The 14571-nt window shown below is 67.7% G+C and carries 12 protein-coding genes and 1 pseudogene; 5 read left to right on the forward strand and 8 right to left on the reverse strand.

Annotated elements, in window-relative coordinates:
- Positions 1-63: 63 nt before the first annotated feature.
- The 4 genes and pseudogenes from TV39_RS00640 to TV39_RS00655 form a co-directional block, all read right to left on the reverse strand.
- Complete coding sequence (locus TV39_RS00640) at positions 64-705, reverse strand: class I SAM-dependent methyltransferase (protein ID WP_043476842.1); 642 nt, start codon at positions 703-705, stop codon at positions 64-66.
- 15 nt (positions 706-720) lie between these two features.
- A pseudogene (locus tag TV39_RS00645) lies at positions 721-2896 on the reverse strand (heavy metal translocating P-type ATPase).
- An 80-nt stretch (positions 2897-2976) separates the two neighbouring features.
- On the reverse strand, positions 2977-4473 hold the full coding sequence (locus tag TV39_RS00650) for a multicopper oxidase family protein (RefSeq protein ID WP_043476983.1): 1497 nt from the start codon (positions 4471-4473) through the stop codon (positions 2977-2979).
- Between the two features lie 125 nt (positions 4474-4598).
- A complete protein-coding gene (locus TV39_RS00655) occupies positions 4599-4919 on the reverse strand; it encodes an SHOCT domain-containing protein (RefSeq protein ID WP_043476845.1) in 321 nt (106 codons plus the stop codon).
- A 160-nt stretch (positions 4920-5079) separates the two neighbouring features.
- Between TV39_RS00655 and TV39_RS00660 the strand changes: the two genes are divergently transcribed.
- Positions 5080-5841 carry an SDR family NAD(P)-dependent oxidoreductase gene (locus TV39_RS00660; RefSeq protein ID WP_043476859.1) on the forward strand — a complete coding sequence of 254 codons (762 nt, stop codon included), beginning with the start codon at positions 5080-5082 and terminating at the stop codon, positions 5839-5841.
- A gap of 3 nt (positions 5842-5844) precedes the next feature.
- Here TV39_RS00660 and radA read toward each other — a convergent pair whose 3' ends face one another.
- Entirely contained in the window at positions 5845-7218 is a 1374-nt protein-coding gene (radA, locus tag TV39_RS00665) for a DNA repair protein RadA (protein WP_043476862.1), read from the reverse strand.
- 85 nt (positions 7219-7303) lie between these two features.
- Complete coding sequence (locus TV39_RS00670; protein ID WP_043476865.1) at positions 7304-8431, reverse strand: FUSC family protein; 1128 nt, start codon at positions 8429-8431, stop codon at positions 7304-7306.
- A gap of 235 nt (positions 8432-8666) precedes the next feature.
- Here TV39_RS00670 and pstS point away from each other — a divergent pair, with 235 nt between their 5' ends.
- The 4 genes from pstS to pstB all read left to right on the forward strand — a co-directional run bounded on the left by pstS (position 8667) and on the right by pstB (position 12851).
- Positions 8667-9788 carry a phosphate ABC transporter substrate-binding protein PstS gene (gene pstS, locus TV39_RS00675; protein WP_043476867.1) on the forward strand — a complete coding sequence of 374 codons (1122 nt, stop codon included), beginning with the start codon at positions 8667-8669 and terminating at the stop codon, positions 9786-9788.
- 194 nt (positions 9789-9982) lie between these two features.
- Positions 9983-10915: a phosphate ABC transporter permease subunit PstC gene (gene pstC / locus TV39_RS00680; RefSeq protein ID WP_043476868.1), complete on the forward strand. Its 933-nt coding sequence runs from the start codon at positions 9983-9985 to the stop codon at positions 10913-10915.
- The gene (gene pstA / locus TV39_RS00685; RefSeq protein WP_043476869.1) at positions 10916-12025 is read left to right on the forward strand and encodes a phosphate ABC transporter permease PstA; all 1110 of its coding nucleotides are present in this window, start codon (positions 10916-10918) and stop codon (positions 12023-12025) included. It begins immediately after the preceding gene.
- A gap of 46 nt (positions 12026-12071) precedes the next feature.
- A complete protein-coding gene (pstB, locus tag TV39_RS00690; protein WP_011690076.1) occupies positions 12072-12851 on the forward strand; it encodes a phosphate ABC transporter ATP-binding protein PstB in 780 nt (259 codons plus the stop codon).
- Positions 12852-12921: 70 nt separating this feature from the next.
- On the opposite strand, the gene TV39_RS00695 is transcribed toward pstB, so the two are convergent.
- Positions 12922-13938 carry an inorganic phosphate transporter gene (locus TV39_RS00695; protein WP_043476871.1) on the reverse strand — a complete coding sequence of 339 codons (1017 nt, stop codon included), beginning with the start codon at positions 13936-13938 and terminating at the stop codon, positions 12922-12924.
- Between the two features lies 1 nt (position 13939).
- Complete coding sequence (locus TV39_RS00700) at positions 13940-14557, reverse strand: DUF47 domain-containing protein (protein ID WP_043476874.1); 618 nt, start codon at positions 14555-14557, stop codon at positions 13940-13942.
- Positions 14558-14571: the final 14 nt, after the last annotated feature.

A 14571-nucleotide genomic window follows, 5' to 3' on the forward strand; every position in this document is an offset into this window, starting at 1 on the left:
GCCATTGCGGCAGGCGCCCTCTGTCATGCCCGGGACATCACGCCGGGGGCTCACACCCCGACCTCACGCCGGGGGCTTTGCCGCTGCACCGAGAATGTGGGCTACCCGGGGATTGCCCGGGAGGACTGAAAATCCGAAGCGTTCCACATTCTGCAGTGTGAGGCCCGCGGCTGCGATCACGCTGGCGGTGTCGCGGTTCGGATGGCATCCGCCGGCCATCCGGCTCCACAGCGGGGTGAGCAGATCCTCGGCAGCCGCCAGTACAAAGTGTGCGGAGCGGACATGCTCGTAGAACAGCAGAAGGCCGCCGGGCCGGAGGACCCGCAGCGTCTCCGTCAGGACGGCGGACTGGTCTGCCACGCTGCACAGGACCAGGCTGCAGACCACCACGTCCACGGATTCATCAGCCGCGGGCAGTGATTCCGCCACGCCGTTGTGGACCGTGATGGGTACGGGAGCCTGGATTGCCTCGGCCAGCGCCAGCGCCCGGAGCGTCGGGTCCGGTTCGAGCGCCAGCACGCTGCTCACGGCTGAAGGGTAGAAGGGGAAAGTGGCACCGTAGCCCGCGCCGATTTCGACGACGGTGCCGTGCGCTGCCTCGACGAGGCGCCGGCGGTGGTCCGCAGCCCCGCGCGCGTCCATGCGCGGGCCCACACGGGCGAATTGTTGTCCGAAGGATGAATTCCGGCGGTTGGTTTCCGGCATCGGGGGCTCCTTGGGTCAGTGTGCCTGCGCCGGATTGAGCTTCAGCCGGCGCAGCAGCTGCGCATTGAGGGCCACCACCACCGTGGAGGCGGACATCAGCACGGCGCCTGCGGCGGGGGACAGGGACGATCCCGGCGAAGGCCAGCACGCCGGCCGCCAGCGGCACCGCAATGATGTTGTAGCCCGTGGCCCAGACGAGGTTCTGCCACATCTTGCGGTAGCTCGCCCGGGAAAGGTCCACCATGGAGAGGACGGCCCGGGGATCGTTGCCGGCCAGGACCACGCCGGCGGACTCCATGGCCACGTCGGTCCCGCCGCCGATCGCTATGCCCACTTCGGCGCGGGCCAGGGCGGGGGAGTCGTTGACGCCGTCACCCACCATGGCCACCCGGAGTCCGCGGCCCTGGAGCTCGGCGACTTTTTTGTCCTTGTCCGCCGGGAGGACTTCGGCGAAGACCTCGTCGATCTGGAGGTCCGCGGCGACGGCCTGCGCCACCTGCCGGGCATCCCCGGTGATCATGGCCACCTTGATTCCGCGGTTCTGCAGGGCCGCGACGGCCTGCCGGGATTCCGGACGGACGGCGTCTTCGAGGCTGACGGCGCCAAGGACCCGCCCGGCGTCGTCCACTACATGGAGGACAGCTGCGCCCCGGTCCATCCAGGCTGCTGTAACGGCAGCGAGCGTCGGCGGCTCGGCGGCACCCAGTTCGCGGAGGAGGGCGGGACCGCCCACGTATACGGTCCTGCCATCGATGCTGGCACGGACACCGCGGCCGGTCATGGAGCTGAAGTCCCTGGCCTCCGGGACGGTGAGCCCGCGCCCGCGGGCGGCCGCGACGATGGCGCGTGCCACCGGGTGCTCGCTGTCCGATTCCACGGCTGCGGCAAGTGCCAGGAGCCCGTCCCGGTCCATCCCCTCAACCGCGGCCACTTCCTTCAGCTCGGGCTCGCCCTTGGTCAAGGTTCCGGTTTTATCGAAAAGCACGACGTCGACGGTCCGCATGCGCTCCAGTGCCATCCGGTTTTTGATCAGCACGCCGGCCCGGGCTGCGCGTTCGGTGGAAATGGCGATCACCAGCGGGATGGCGAGCCCCAGCGCGTGGGGGCAGGCAATGACCAATACCGTAACGGTGCGTGTCACGGCGTCGGGAATACTGCCCAGCAGCGTCCAGACGACGAAAGTGATGACGCCTGCACCTGCGGCGAAGTAGAAGAGGAACGCCGCTGCCCGGTCCGCGAGGGCCTGGGCCCGGGAGGACGACGCCTGCGCCTCGGCAACAAGCCGCTGGATTCCGGCCAGGGCTGTGTCCTCGCCGATGGCGGTCACCCGAACCCTGACCGCGTTGTCCGTGGCGATGGTTCCGGCCACCACCGGGTCTCCCGGCGAACGCAGGACGGTCTTGGATTCGCCCGTGATCATGGATTCATCGAACTCCGCCTGCCCGTCGCTGACAGTGCCGTCCGCCGGCATCCGGCCGCCCGAGCGGACCAGGATGAGATCGCCGGACCGGAGGTCGGACACGCTGACGGTTTCGGTGCCCGCGTCCGTGATGCGTTCAGCTTCGTCCGGAAGCAGGGCCGCCAGGGCGTCCAGGGCCCCCTGGGCCGAGCCCAGCGCCCGCATCTCGATCCAGTGGCCCAGCAGCATGATGGCAACGAGCAGCGCGAGCTCCCACCAGAAGTCCAGGTCGAATCCGCCGAGCCCCAGGCTGGTGGCCCAGGACGCGACGAACGCCACCGTGATGGCCATGCCGATGAGGAGCATCATGCCGGGTTTCCGGGACTTGAGCTCGTTGAGCCCGCCGCGGAGGAACGGCTGGCCTCCGTAGACGAAAATCACGGTGCCCAGGAGCGGCGGGATCCAGTTGGAGCCAGGGAATACCGGCGGCATGTAGCCCAGCAGGTGTCCGAACATCGGGCTGAAGTAGACCACCGGCACGGCCAGGGCAAGGGTCAGCCAAAACCTGTTCTTGAACATCGCCACGCTGTGCCCGGCATGCTGGCCGTGGCTGTGGACCATGTGTTCATCGTCAACCGGCCCGCTGCCGCCGGGCTGGTGGCCGGCGGGGTGCCCGCCCTGGCCCTGCACCTGGTGGTTGCCGTGATCCGGCAGCGCGGAGTGGCCGGCGTGTTCCCGGCCCGGATCTGTTTGCCCGGTGTGCAGTTGGCCTGCACCGTGGCGGGGGTCCATGATGTGCTCCTTTGAGACGTCACCTTGGTTGGCGTTGATCTACCGTCAACATACCCCCAGGGGGTATAAACCGCAAGGGCCTAGCGGACTTCGATGACGCCCATCATTCCGAGGTCCTCATGGTCAAGGATGTGGCAGTGGTAGACGGACCGGCCCACGAAGTCGTTGAAAGCCACACGGACCTTCACCCGGCCCTGCGCCGGAATGTTGACGACGTCCCGCCACTCTGGCCGGTCCGGGGCGCGGCCGCCCTCCTCAATGACCTGCATCGGCCAGACGTGCAGGTGGAACGGGTGGTCCATGGGGCTGGGATTGGTCAGGGTCCATTCCTCCACGCTTCCTGCCGCCACCGTGGTGTCCGTCCTCGCCTCGCTGAACTCCCGGCCGTTGATGGTGAAGCCCATCATGGCCCCGCCCATTCCCATGCCTGCGCCGGAGGAGAGCGTAAGCTGCCGGTGCGCTGCCACTGCGGCCGTCCGCAGGTCGTCCGGTTCCCGGACCGACGGCAGCGGCGACGACGACGGGGACGGCTGCGGCGACGGGGACGTTCCGGGGCTTCCCGCAACGCGAAGGGTGGCCAGCGCCGCACCGGCCGCGTCCGGTTGTTCCGTCCGCCGGGGACCGGGTCCCGGGCCCATCATGCCGGCCATGCTGCCGCGGTCGTAGTACGCGGCACGCAGGATGGAATCTCCGGCCGCTGTGGTGACCAGCACGTCCGCCCGGTTGCCCGGTGCCAGGAAGAGTTCCTCCACCGCCGACGGCGTGCGGAACCGACCCGAATCCATCCCCAGCAACTGAAGCTGCTGGCCGTCAAGCCGCAGCGCGAGATAGCGGGCCACGCAGGCGTTGATGATGCGCCACCGTTCGCGCTGGCCCGGCACGGCGGTGAACCCGGGATTGCTCTGGCCGTTGACCAGGATGAGTTCGCCCTCCCTGCCCAGCATCCGCTCCATCTGTGACACGCGGACAACGTTCCCGCCGCCGTCCAGGGTGGTGTCGGAAATGACCAGGACGCGTTCGGTGCTTGCCGGAACGGGTTCCGGGTCCTCCACGATGATCGCGCCAAAGAGGCCGGCGAAGACCTGGTCGGCAACCATGCCGTGGTGGTGCGGGTGGTACCAGTACACTCCGGGAGGGTGGTCCGCCGGGAGCCGGTACTCGTAGTCATAGGCGGCGCCCGGATTTACCACAACGAAAGGGTTGTCCCCGGTGCCCTCGGGGGAGACGTGGAGTCCGTGGACGTGCAGGTTGGTGGGCTGGTCAAGGTTGTTGGCCAGCCGGACGCTCAGAACATCTCCCCGCCGCAGGCGGAGGGTTGGGCCGGGAATCCCGCCGTTGTAGCCCAGGGCCCAGGCCTGCTGCCCGGCCAGCTGAATCCGGGCTGCGGCAGCTTCGAGCCGCACCTCCAGCCGGCCGCCGGTGCTGCGCAGCTCAGAAGGCTGCGACAGTTCAGCTCCTGCTGCCGGGGCGGTCCGGGATGATGACCGGGAAGCCAGCGACCACCACAGCCCGGCTCCGCCGGCTGCGGTGGCCGCCGCTCCGAGTCCGCCCAGGAGCAGCGCGCCGCGCCGGCTCATGGGGCGGCGGGCGGGACGGCCGGCCACTGGTTCGCGGCTTGGTTCGGGGCCGGACTGGCGGCGCGGTTCCCTGTCCGGCTGCGGGCCCGGTGGGGGTCCCGCAGGCGGCGTGCTGGCAGGAGCCACTAGGGTTCCTCGCCCAGTACCCTGACCTGCTCGCGGTACTCGTCAGCGGTCAGTTCCCCTCTCGCGAACCGTTCGTCCAGGATCTGCCGGGCCCTGCTGCGGCCAAACCCCGGACCGCCCTGCCCGGGACCGCCGGGTCCCGGCCAGGGACCTCCCGCTCCCGGGTGGCCGGAAGGGGTGAATCCACCCCCCTGGTACCCGCCGCGGCCGCCGCCGGAGAACACCCGCACGGCAACCAGCACCAGCAGGGCTATGCCCACCAGCATCAGCAATCCCCACAGCCACATCCAGCCCATGTCCGGACCATAACCCCACATCATCGCTGTTCCCTCCGTGGCCTGCAGTCCATATCCCTAGGGTGCGCCCGGGCGCGAGCCACCACTAGGGTCCTAAGTCGCTTGTGGAGGACTGTCTTCAGGGCGGAGCCTGTAACCATAGCCGCGCCCCTGCCGGGGGCCAACCTTCGCCGAGGAGCAGGCCATGCCGCCAGCCGCGTACCCGTCCCGCTTCGCGGGCAAGACTGTCATCGTGACCGGAGCGGGCTCCGGCATCGGACTGGCCACCGCCACCCGGCTGGTCCATGAAGGCGCCAGGGTCATCGCCACGGACATTGTGCGGCAGCGGCTCACGGACCTTGCCGCCGGTCTGCCGGATTTCGACGTCGTCACGGTCGCCGGAGACGTTGCCGAACCGGAGACCACCGCTGCGATTGTGGCTGCGGCCGACGGCCGGGTGGACTGCCTGGCGAACGTCGCGGGGATCATGGACGCCTTCCTGCCGCCCGCCGAGGTGGACGATGCCACCTGGGACAGGGTGTTCAGCGTCAACCTGACCGGCCCCATGCGCCTGACCCGCGCGGTCCTGCCCATGATGCTGGCGGCCGGAACGGGAACCATCGTGAATGTTGCGTCCGAGGCGTCGCTCCGGGCATCAGCTTCCGGCGTTGCCTACACGTCGTCCAAGCATGCGCTGGTGGGCTTCACCAAGAGCGTGGCGTTCTTCTACGGACCCCAGGGCATCCGGGCGAACGCGGTGGCACCGGGGGCTGTTGCCACCAATATCGAGGCTCCCTGGAAGTCGGACTTCGCGGCCGGCCGGATCGGCCCCATCCTCCAGGCCACTGTCGGCTCTGTGGCACAGCCCGCCCAGCTCGCCGCAGCCATCACCTGGCTGCTGAGCGAGGACTCGGCCAACGTCAACGGCGCGATCCTGCCCAGCGACGGGGGCTGGTCCACCATCTGACGCTCAGCTGATGAGCAGGCTCAGGGCCTCGGTCAGGTGCCCCACTTCCCGGACGGAGAAACCGGCCGGAACAGGCCCCGGGCCGTTGGGGCTTGCCGGGACCACAGCGTGGGTGAACCCCAGCCGGTGGGCTTCCTGGATGCGCTGGTTGATGCCCGGAACGGGACGCACTTCCCCGGCCAGTCCCACTTCGCCGAACGCGATCAGCCGGATGGGCAGCGGCTTTTTCGCCTTGGCCGAGGCCACTGCCAGGGCCACGGCAAGGTCGGTTGCCGGTTCGCTCAGCTTCACGCCGCCCACCGTTGCCACGTAGGAGTCATCCTTGTGCAGCAGGCAGCCGGCGCGCTGCTGGAGCACGGCCAGCAGCATGGCCACCCGGGAGCTGTCCAGGCCGCTGGTGGCACGCCGGGGCTGCGAACTGGCGCTCTCGGCCAGAAGGGACTGCACCTCTGCCAGCAGCGGCCGCCGGCCTTCCAGGGTCACCGTGATGCACGTGCCGGACACGGGCTCCTTGGTCCGTGAGACGAACAGGCCGCTGGGATCGGCAAGGCCCACGATGCCGTCCTCGTTGAGGTCGAAGCAGCCGACGTCGTCCGTGGGCCCGTACCGGTTTTTCACGGCCCGCAGCAGCCGGAGCCGCGAGTGGCGCTCGCCTTCGAACTGGCAGACCACGTCCACCAGGTGCTCCAGGAGGCGGGGGCCGGCGATGGAGCCGTCCTTGGTCACGTGCCCCACCAGGAGCGTGGTCATGTTGCGGCGCTTGGCCGCGGCGATCAGGGAGGCGGCCACCTCGCGCACCTGGGAGACGCCGCCGGCGCTGCCATCGACGTCCGCGCTGCTGAGCGTCTGGACGGAGTCCACCACCAGCAGCCGCGGCTCCAGCTTCTCCACCTGCCCGAGGGCCTGGCCCAGGTCTGTTTCAGCCGAAAGGTAGAGGGACTCCGCAACAGCATCGATCCGGTCCGCCCGCAGCTTGACCTGCGCAGCGGACTCCTCACCCGTGATGTAGAGGACGTCCTGCGCCGTGCGGGCGAACTTGGCCGCAACGTCCAGGAGCAGCGTGGACTTGCCCACGCCGGGTTCGCCGGCCAGCAGGATCACGGCGCCCGGAACCAGTCCGCCGCCCAGCACGCGGTCCAGTTCGTCCACACCCGTGGGGAGGAACGCCGCGGTGGTGGCATCGACGTCGGCGATCCGGCGGGCGGGCTCCAAAACGGTGGTGGCCGCCGTCGTGCGCGCAACGGCGGCGCCGGTTTCCTCAACGGTGCCCCACGCCTGGCACTCGCCGCAGCGCCCCACCCATTTGACGGTGGTCCAGCCGCATTCGGCGCATTTGTAGGCCGGGGCCTTGGACGCCCGGGAAGTCTTGGTTGCCATTGCTCCACACTATCCGGGGGCAGTGACATCCCGGCGCCAGCTTGTCGGGATCCTGGTTCCGACGAGCCCAACCACCGGGACCTTGTTACAGTGGCGGGAGGATGTCCCGGGCCTCCCGGGAGTCCATTCCGCTGGCTTCGAGCAGGTCCACCATCAGCGGGCGGAACAGCATGACCACCGTTTCGCCCTCGAGGCGCTGGACTTCCAGCAGCTTCGGGTGCAGGCGCAGTGCGATCGCGCTCAGGTCCTGCCGGGCCGTCCGGAGATGGGCCCGCCGCGCGCCGTCGTGCGTTTCGGCAAGGCCCAGGGACAGTTCGTCGATGGCGGCAGCGGTTTCCTGCAGCACCTCGGCGATGTTTTCGGTGGCTTCGTCGGACAATGCGGCATGGTTGATGGCGCTGGTCAGCCGACGGGCGAAAACCCGGCTGTTACGGAGCGCGAGGTCGATGAAGTCCAGTGACTGCTCCAGCCGGTCCAGCTCATCCCGGTGCCTGCGGTACGCCGGTGCGAGCGTGGCCACCTCACCGGAAGCGCGGAGGGTATGGCGCATCGCGTCCACCAGGGGCTGGCAGTTCCGGCCGCGGATCAGGGCATGCCATGCCTGGGTGGAGTCGCTTTTAAGCAGGGCCTGGGCGCATTCGCGCAGCACCTCGGCGAGCTCGTGCAGCAGTTTCCGGACGTCCTTGCGCGGTTCCCGCCGGGGATCCTTGGGGATGAGGATGGTGACCAGCAGCGCGAACAGACCGCCCACTATCGCATCGATGCTGCGGGTGAACGGGCCTCCGGCGGGCGCCGGCAGCAGCACCACCAAGAGCGACTGCAGCCCCAGCTGCGTGGTGAAGATGTTGCCGCTGTCCAGGAAACGCGCCAGCAGGATGGAGGTGAGTAGTACGACGGCGGCCACCCAGATGTCGTCGCCCAGCCAGTGCAGGAGCAGGTCGCCCACCGCAATGCCGATGGTGCAGCCCAGGCCCACCTCAACCACCCGGCGCAGCCGGGGCTCCCGCGAGAATCCCAGCGCGATCAGCGACGACGTCGCCGCGAACAGGGGACCCGAATGCCCCAGTACGTACTCGGCGAAGGCGTAGGCCCCCACGGCGCACCCGGTCATCTGGACGGCGGGGATCAGAGAGTTGCGGCTCCGGACCAGGCCGGTGCGGATGCGGCCGCGCAGGAAACGCCCGCTTGCTGAAAGTCCTGCTGGGATGGCCATGCGTTCCAGTCTATTCACTGGCGTTGCACTACGGCCGGAGATGTGATGTGCGCAATGGCGACGCTGCACATGTAAGCCGATGTCCCGCCGTCGTTAACCTTCCGTTCACCTTGGTCCCCACATCCCGTTACCTGAGGCCCATAACTTCAATAAAGGTACAAAAAGTACGCAACTTCTTATGTTCGGACGTCTCCGGTCCGCTACGCATCAGAAATCCCTGGAAGGGGTACATCTAGTGAAGGCACTCCGCTTCGGCCGCCACGCGGCTATCGCTGTCATCGCAGCCGGCGCACTCGCGCTCACCGCCTGTGGCTCAGACAACGCCACGAACACGGCACAGTCCGGCGCTCCCTCTGCCACGGGCGCCAAGGTCACCGGCACGCTGACCGGCATCGGTTCCTCCGCCCAGGGTGCGGCCATGGACGTATGGAAGACCAACTTCGCGTCCGCCAACCAGGGTGCCTCCGTGCAGTACTCCCCGGATGGATCCGGCGCGGGACGCAAGGCCATCATCGACGGTTCGGCCCAGTTCGCCGGTTCCGACGCCTACCTCAAGGATGAGGAGCTCGCCAGCTCCAAGGAAAAGTGCGGCCCCGAGGGCGCCATCAACATCCCGGTTTACATCTCCCCGATCGCCATTGCCTTCAACATCCCGGATGTCAAGGAACTGAAGCTGGACGCCGCCACCGTGGCCAAGATCTTCCGCGGCGAAATCGCCAACTGGAACGATCCCGCGATCGCGGCTTTGAACCCCGACGTCAAGCTGCCGGACCTCAAGGTAACGCCGGTCAACCGTTCCGATGACTCCGGCACCACCAGCAACTTCACCGACTACCTGGCCGCCGCAGCTCCGGAGGCCTGGACCGACAAGGCTTCCGGCGTGTGGCCGGCATCCCTGAAGGGTGAGAACGCCAAGGGCACCTCCGGCGTGGTCAAGACCGTCACCGACACCCCGGGCGCCGTAACCTACGCCGATGACTCGGCCGTCAGCGGCAAGCTCGGCATCGCCCAGATCAAGGTGGGCGAAACCTTCACCAAGATTTCCGCCGAAGCTGCTGCCAAGGCCGTCGACGCCGGCAAGCCGGTGGAAGGCCGTTCCGCCAACGACCTTTCCATCAAGCTGGACCGCAAAACCACCATCGAAGGCGCCTACCCGGTTGTCCTGGTCTCCTTCCACGTGGTGTGCTCCACCTACGCCACCCAGGAAACCGCTGACCTGGTGAAGGCCTTCGAAAACTACGTAGTGTCCGACGCCGGCCAGCAGGCCGCAGCGGACGCGGCGAAGTCCGCTCCCCTCTCCAAGGACCTCCAAGAGAAGGCTGCCAAGGCCATCGACTCCATCAAGGTCAAGTCCTAGGGTTTTCACTGCACAGCAAGGCATAGTGGAAACACGAGCCTGAGCCAGGTTCCCTGTCCCGGACGGGGCGGTCACAGACCGTCGCGCGGGGCGGGGAACCTCGGTGTTTGTCCGAAGTACAGCCAGTTTCACCGCTGCTTGCCGGGTCAGCCCGGACCAGGCAGTCGGTTCTATTCGAACCCAGAGGATCGTTTGTGACCACCACCTCCCTGACACAGTCCCGGGGCGCAGGACGCGCCGGAGACAAGGTCTTTTCCGGAGCCGCCCTGGCCGCAGGATGCCTGATCCTTGCCGTGCTCTTCGGCGTGGCCCTGTTCCTGGTAGTCCAGGCGATCCCTGCCCTGGTGGCTTCGCCGGACAAGATCCAAGGCGGCGAAGGCTTCTTCGCCTACATCTGGCCGATCGTCATCGGCACTGTGATCGCAGCCGTCATTGCCCTGGTCATTGCCACCCCCGTGGCCATCGGGGTCGCGCTCTTCATCTCGCACTTCGCGCCGCGCGGCCTGGCCTCCGGCCTGGGCTACGTCATCGACCTCCTGGCCGCCATCCCGTCGGTGGTCTACGGCGCCTGGGGCGCCGCGTTCCTGGCCAGGGAAATCTCCCCGGCCTATGACTGGCTGGCCAACAACATGGGCTGGCTGCCCATCTTCCAGGGCCCCGCGTCCGCCACCGGCAAGACCATCCTCACCGCCGGCATCGTGCTGGCCGTGATGGTCCTTCCCATCATCACCTCCCTGAGCCGCGAAATCTTCCTGCAGACCCCCAAGCTGCACGAGGAAGCCGCCCTTGCCCTGGGCGCCACCCGCTGGGAAATGATCAAGATGGCCGTTCTTCCGTTCGGCCGCCCGGGTATCGTCAGCGCCGTGATGCTGGGCCTGGGCCGGGCCCTCGGCGAAACCATGGCCGTTGCCCTGGTACTGTCCTCCGGCGCCCTCACCGCCAGCCTGATCCAGTCCGGCAACCAGACCATCGCCGCCGAAATCGCCCTGAACTTCCCGGAGGCCAGCGGCCTGAAGGTGAGCACGCTGATCGCGGCGGGCCTGGTCCTGTTCGTCATCACGCTCGGCGTCAACATGATTGCCCGCTGGATCATCAGCCGGCACAAAGAATTCTCGGGAGCCAACTAAATGACCTCCACCCTCACCCCGGTCCGGAAGCGCTCCGCGCTCACCAAGGGCCAGCTGCCCAAGTTCGCGCCGTACGTCGTCCTGGCCCTCGCGCTGGTGGTCGGCGCCGCCATCATGGCCGTGATCGGCTTCAATGCGTTCGGTTGGGGCATCGTCTCCGCCATCCTGTTCACGGCCGGGCTGGTGGGCTGGAGCGCCGCCGTCGAAGGAGGCCGCAAGGCCAAGGACAAACTGGCCACGTGCCTGGTGGTCGGTTCCTTCCTGGTGGCCCTGCTGCCGCTGATCTCGGTGATCTGGACCGTCCTGGTCAACGGGCTCCCCGGCCTCCTGGACCCGGGCTTCCTCACCACCTCCATGAACGGTGTCACCGGCGCCTTCGACAACAAGAGCGTGGAGGAAGGCGCACCCGTTGTGGGCGGCATCTACCACGCCCTTCTGGGCACCATCCAGATCACCCTGCTGGCCACGGTTATCTCGGTTCCGGTGGGCCTGCTGACCGCGATCTACCTCGTGGAATATGGCGAGGACCGCCCGCTGGCCCGCGCCATCACGTTCTTCGTGGACGTCATGACGGGCATCCCCTCGATCGTGGCCGGCCTCTTTGCCGCCGCTTTCTTCTTCGCCGTGGTGGGGCCCGGTACCAAAACGGGGGCTGTGGCCGCCGTCGCGCTTTCCGTCCTGATGATCCCGGTGGTGGTGCGCTCCAGCGAGGAAATGCTCAAGATCGTCCCCAACGAACTCCGTGAAGCGGCGTACGCCCTGGGCGTCCGCAAATGGCGCACCATCCTCAAAGTGGTCATTCCGACGGCGATCTCCGGCATCGCGTCCGGCGTCACCCTGGCGATTGCCCGCGTGATCGGCGAAACCGCCCCGATCCTGGTGACCGCGGGCTTCGCCACCAACATCAACAGCAACGTGTTCAGCGGCTGGATGGCCTCGCTGCCCACGTTCATCTACACCCAGATCCTGAACCCCACCTCGCCGTCCAACCCGGATCCGTCCTCGCAGCGGGCCTGGGGTGCCGCGCTGGTGCTCATCATCCTGGTCATGCTGCTGAACCTCGGCGCACGGCTCATCGCCAGGATCTTCGCACCCAAGACCGGCCGCTAGCTCCGCCGGTAAAATACAATTCGTATCCAGCAAGTGAAGGAATACCATGTCTAAGCGCATCGACGTCAAGGATTTGAACGTCTACTACGGCAAGTTCCTGGCCGTTGAGGACGTCAACATCAACATCGAAGCCAAGTCCGTCACGGCATTCATTGGCCCGTCCGGCTGTGGCAAGTCCACGTTCCTGCGGACGCTGAACCGCATGCACGAAGTGATTCCGGGCGCCCGGGTGGAAGGCGAAGTTCTGCTGGACGGGGACAACCTCTACGGCCCCGGCGTGGACCCTGTGACCGTTCGTTCGCAGATCGGCATGGTGTTCCAGCGGCCCAACCCGTTCCCCACCATGTCCATCCGGGACAACGTCCTGGCCGGCGTCAAGCTGAACAACCAGAAGATCTCCAAGGGCGAGGCTGATGCCCTCGTGGAGCGCTCCCTGCAGGGCGCCAACCTGTGGAACGAAGTGAAGGACCGCCTGGCCAAGCCCGGATCCGGACTCTCCGGCGGCCAGCAGCAGCGCCTTTGCATTGCCCGCGCCATCGCCGTGGAACCGCAGGTCATCCTGATGGACGAGCCCTGCTCCGCGCTGGACCCCATTTCCACCCTGGCCATTGAGGACCTCATCAACGACCTCAAGGACCAGTACACGGTGGTTATCGTCACCCACAACATGCAGCAGGCCGCGCGCGTCTCGGACCGGACCGCGTTCTTCAACATCGCCGGGACCGGCAAGCCGGGCAAGCTGATCGAGGTAGGCGACACCCACACCATCTTCAGTAACCCCACCCAGAAGGCCACGGAAGACTACGTCTCAGGCCGCTTCGGATAAGCCCCGGCCCCCGGTGGTTGAGCCCCGCTTCGGATAAGCCCCGGCCCCCGGTGGTTGAGCTTGTCGAAACCTAAAGCCGTGTGAGGGGCGAGAGCGAAAGCTCCAGCACGAAGGCCGCCGCCGCCGTCACCACCGGGGTGAGGACCCAGAAGGCCAGGATCCGGAGCACCAGCCTGCGGTTGGTGACCGGGAAGCCCTGGTTGCTGCCGGCCCCCAGCACGGCCGCCGTCACCGTGTGCGTGGTGGAAACCGGCCACTGCAGCCCGATAGCCCCGAGCAGCAGGAGAACGGAGCTGTAGAGCTGTGCCACGAAGCCCCGCAGCGGGTCGATCCGGGTGAGCTTGTAGCCGATGGTGTAGGAGATGCGCCAGCCGCCGGCCAGGGTTCCGGCCGTGAGCATCGCCGCGGTAAGCAGCGGCACCCAGCCGGGCAGGCCCGCGCCGTCGGACAGCCCCGCGGCGAGGAGCGCCAGGAGCAGCACCGCGCCGGTCCTCTGCCCGTCCTGCAGGCCGTGGCCGAAGGCCACCGCTCCGGCAGCAATGGCCTGGGTGCGGCGCGACCGGCTGTTGACCACGTTGGGCGGCGTGTAGCGGGCCGCCCAGGTGGCAGGCCACACCAGCAGATAGGCGCCGACGAACGCTATGACGGGGGACAGCAGGAGGGGCAGCACCACCTGGAACAACAGGGAGTTGTTCACTCCGTCCACGGCGTTGCCGCCCACCAGCACGCTGGCAAGGCCTCCGCCGGCCAGCCCGCCCACAAGGGCGTGCGTGGAGGAGGACGGAATGCCGCGCCACCAGGTGTAAATGCCCCATACGACGGCGCTGAGCAGGCCGGCGAGGAGGATCGTCAGGCCGTTTTCGCCCGGCGGCAGCGAGATCCAGGTCCGGCTGACCTGCAGCGCCAGGAGCCCGCTCAGCCCGGCGCCGACGAAGTTGAAGAGGGCGGCCAGCAGGACGGCGACCGTGGGCGTCAGGGCCCGGGTACGCACGGCCAGGGCCACGGACGTCGACGCGTCCCTGAAACCGTTCAGGAAGGCGAATGCGGAGGCAAACAGCACCACCACGACGAAAAAGAACAGGGTCACGTCAGGATTCCTTGACGATGATGCTGCCTACCTGGGTGGCGATCCGCCGCATGTCCTTGGTGACTTCCACCAACTGGTTGGCGATATCCCGGTTGCGGGCGTACTGGGCCCACTTCATGTCCTTGATCATGTCCGCAACCCACACCCGGTGGGTCCGTTCCGCGCGCTTGGCCAGGCGGAGGATCTCGATCCAGTAGTCCTCCAGATCGTCCAGGTTGTTCAGCTGCCGCATGGCATCCACGGTGAGCTCGGCCTGCCGGCTGATGATCTCCAGTTGGTCGGCGGCGCGCTTGGGGAGGCGCTCGAGCTTGTACAGGGCCACCAGTTCCGCGGCGGCGTCCAGCTTCTCCATGGCCTCGTTGAGGTAGCGGGAGAGGGCGTACATGTCCTCGCGGGGGAGCGGATTCACGAAGCTGGTGCGCATGTGGGTCAGCAGCGCGAACTGCAGCTCAGCCGATTTGGCCTCGTGATCGTGCATGTCTTCTACCAGGCGGTTGTGTTCGGCGGCCGGGACGCCGAGGATTTCGGCCAGGGTCCCGGTGGCGAGGACGATCTGGCGGGCCATCTGCGAGAGCAGGTGCAGCCCTGCGGGCTCCTGCGGGAAGAGGCGGAGCTTCACCTTCGGGTTCCGGC

Source organism: Arthrobacter sp. SPG23, from assembly GCF_000876655.1.
Taxonomy (GTDB): domain Bacteria; phylum Actinomycetota; class Actinomycetes; order Actinomycetales; family Micrococcaceae; genus Arthrobacter.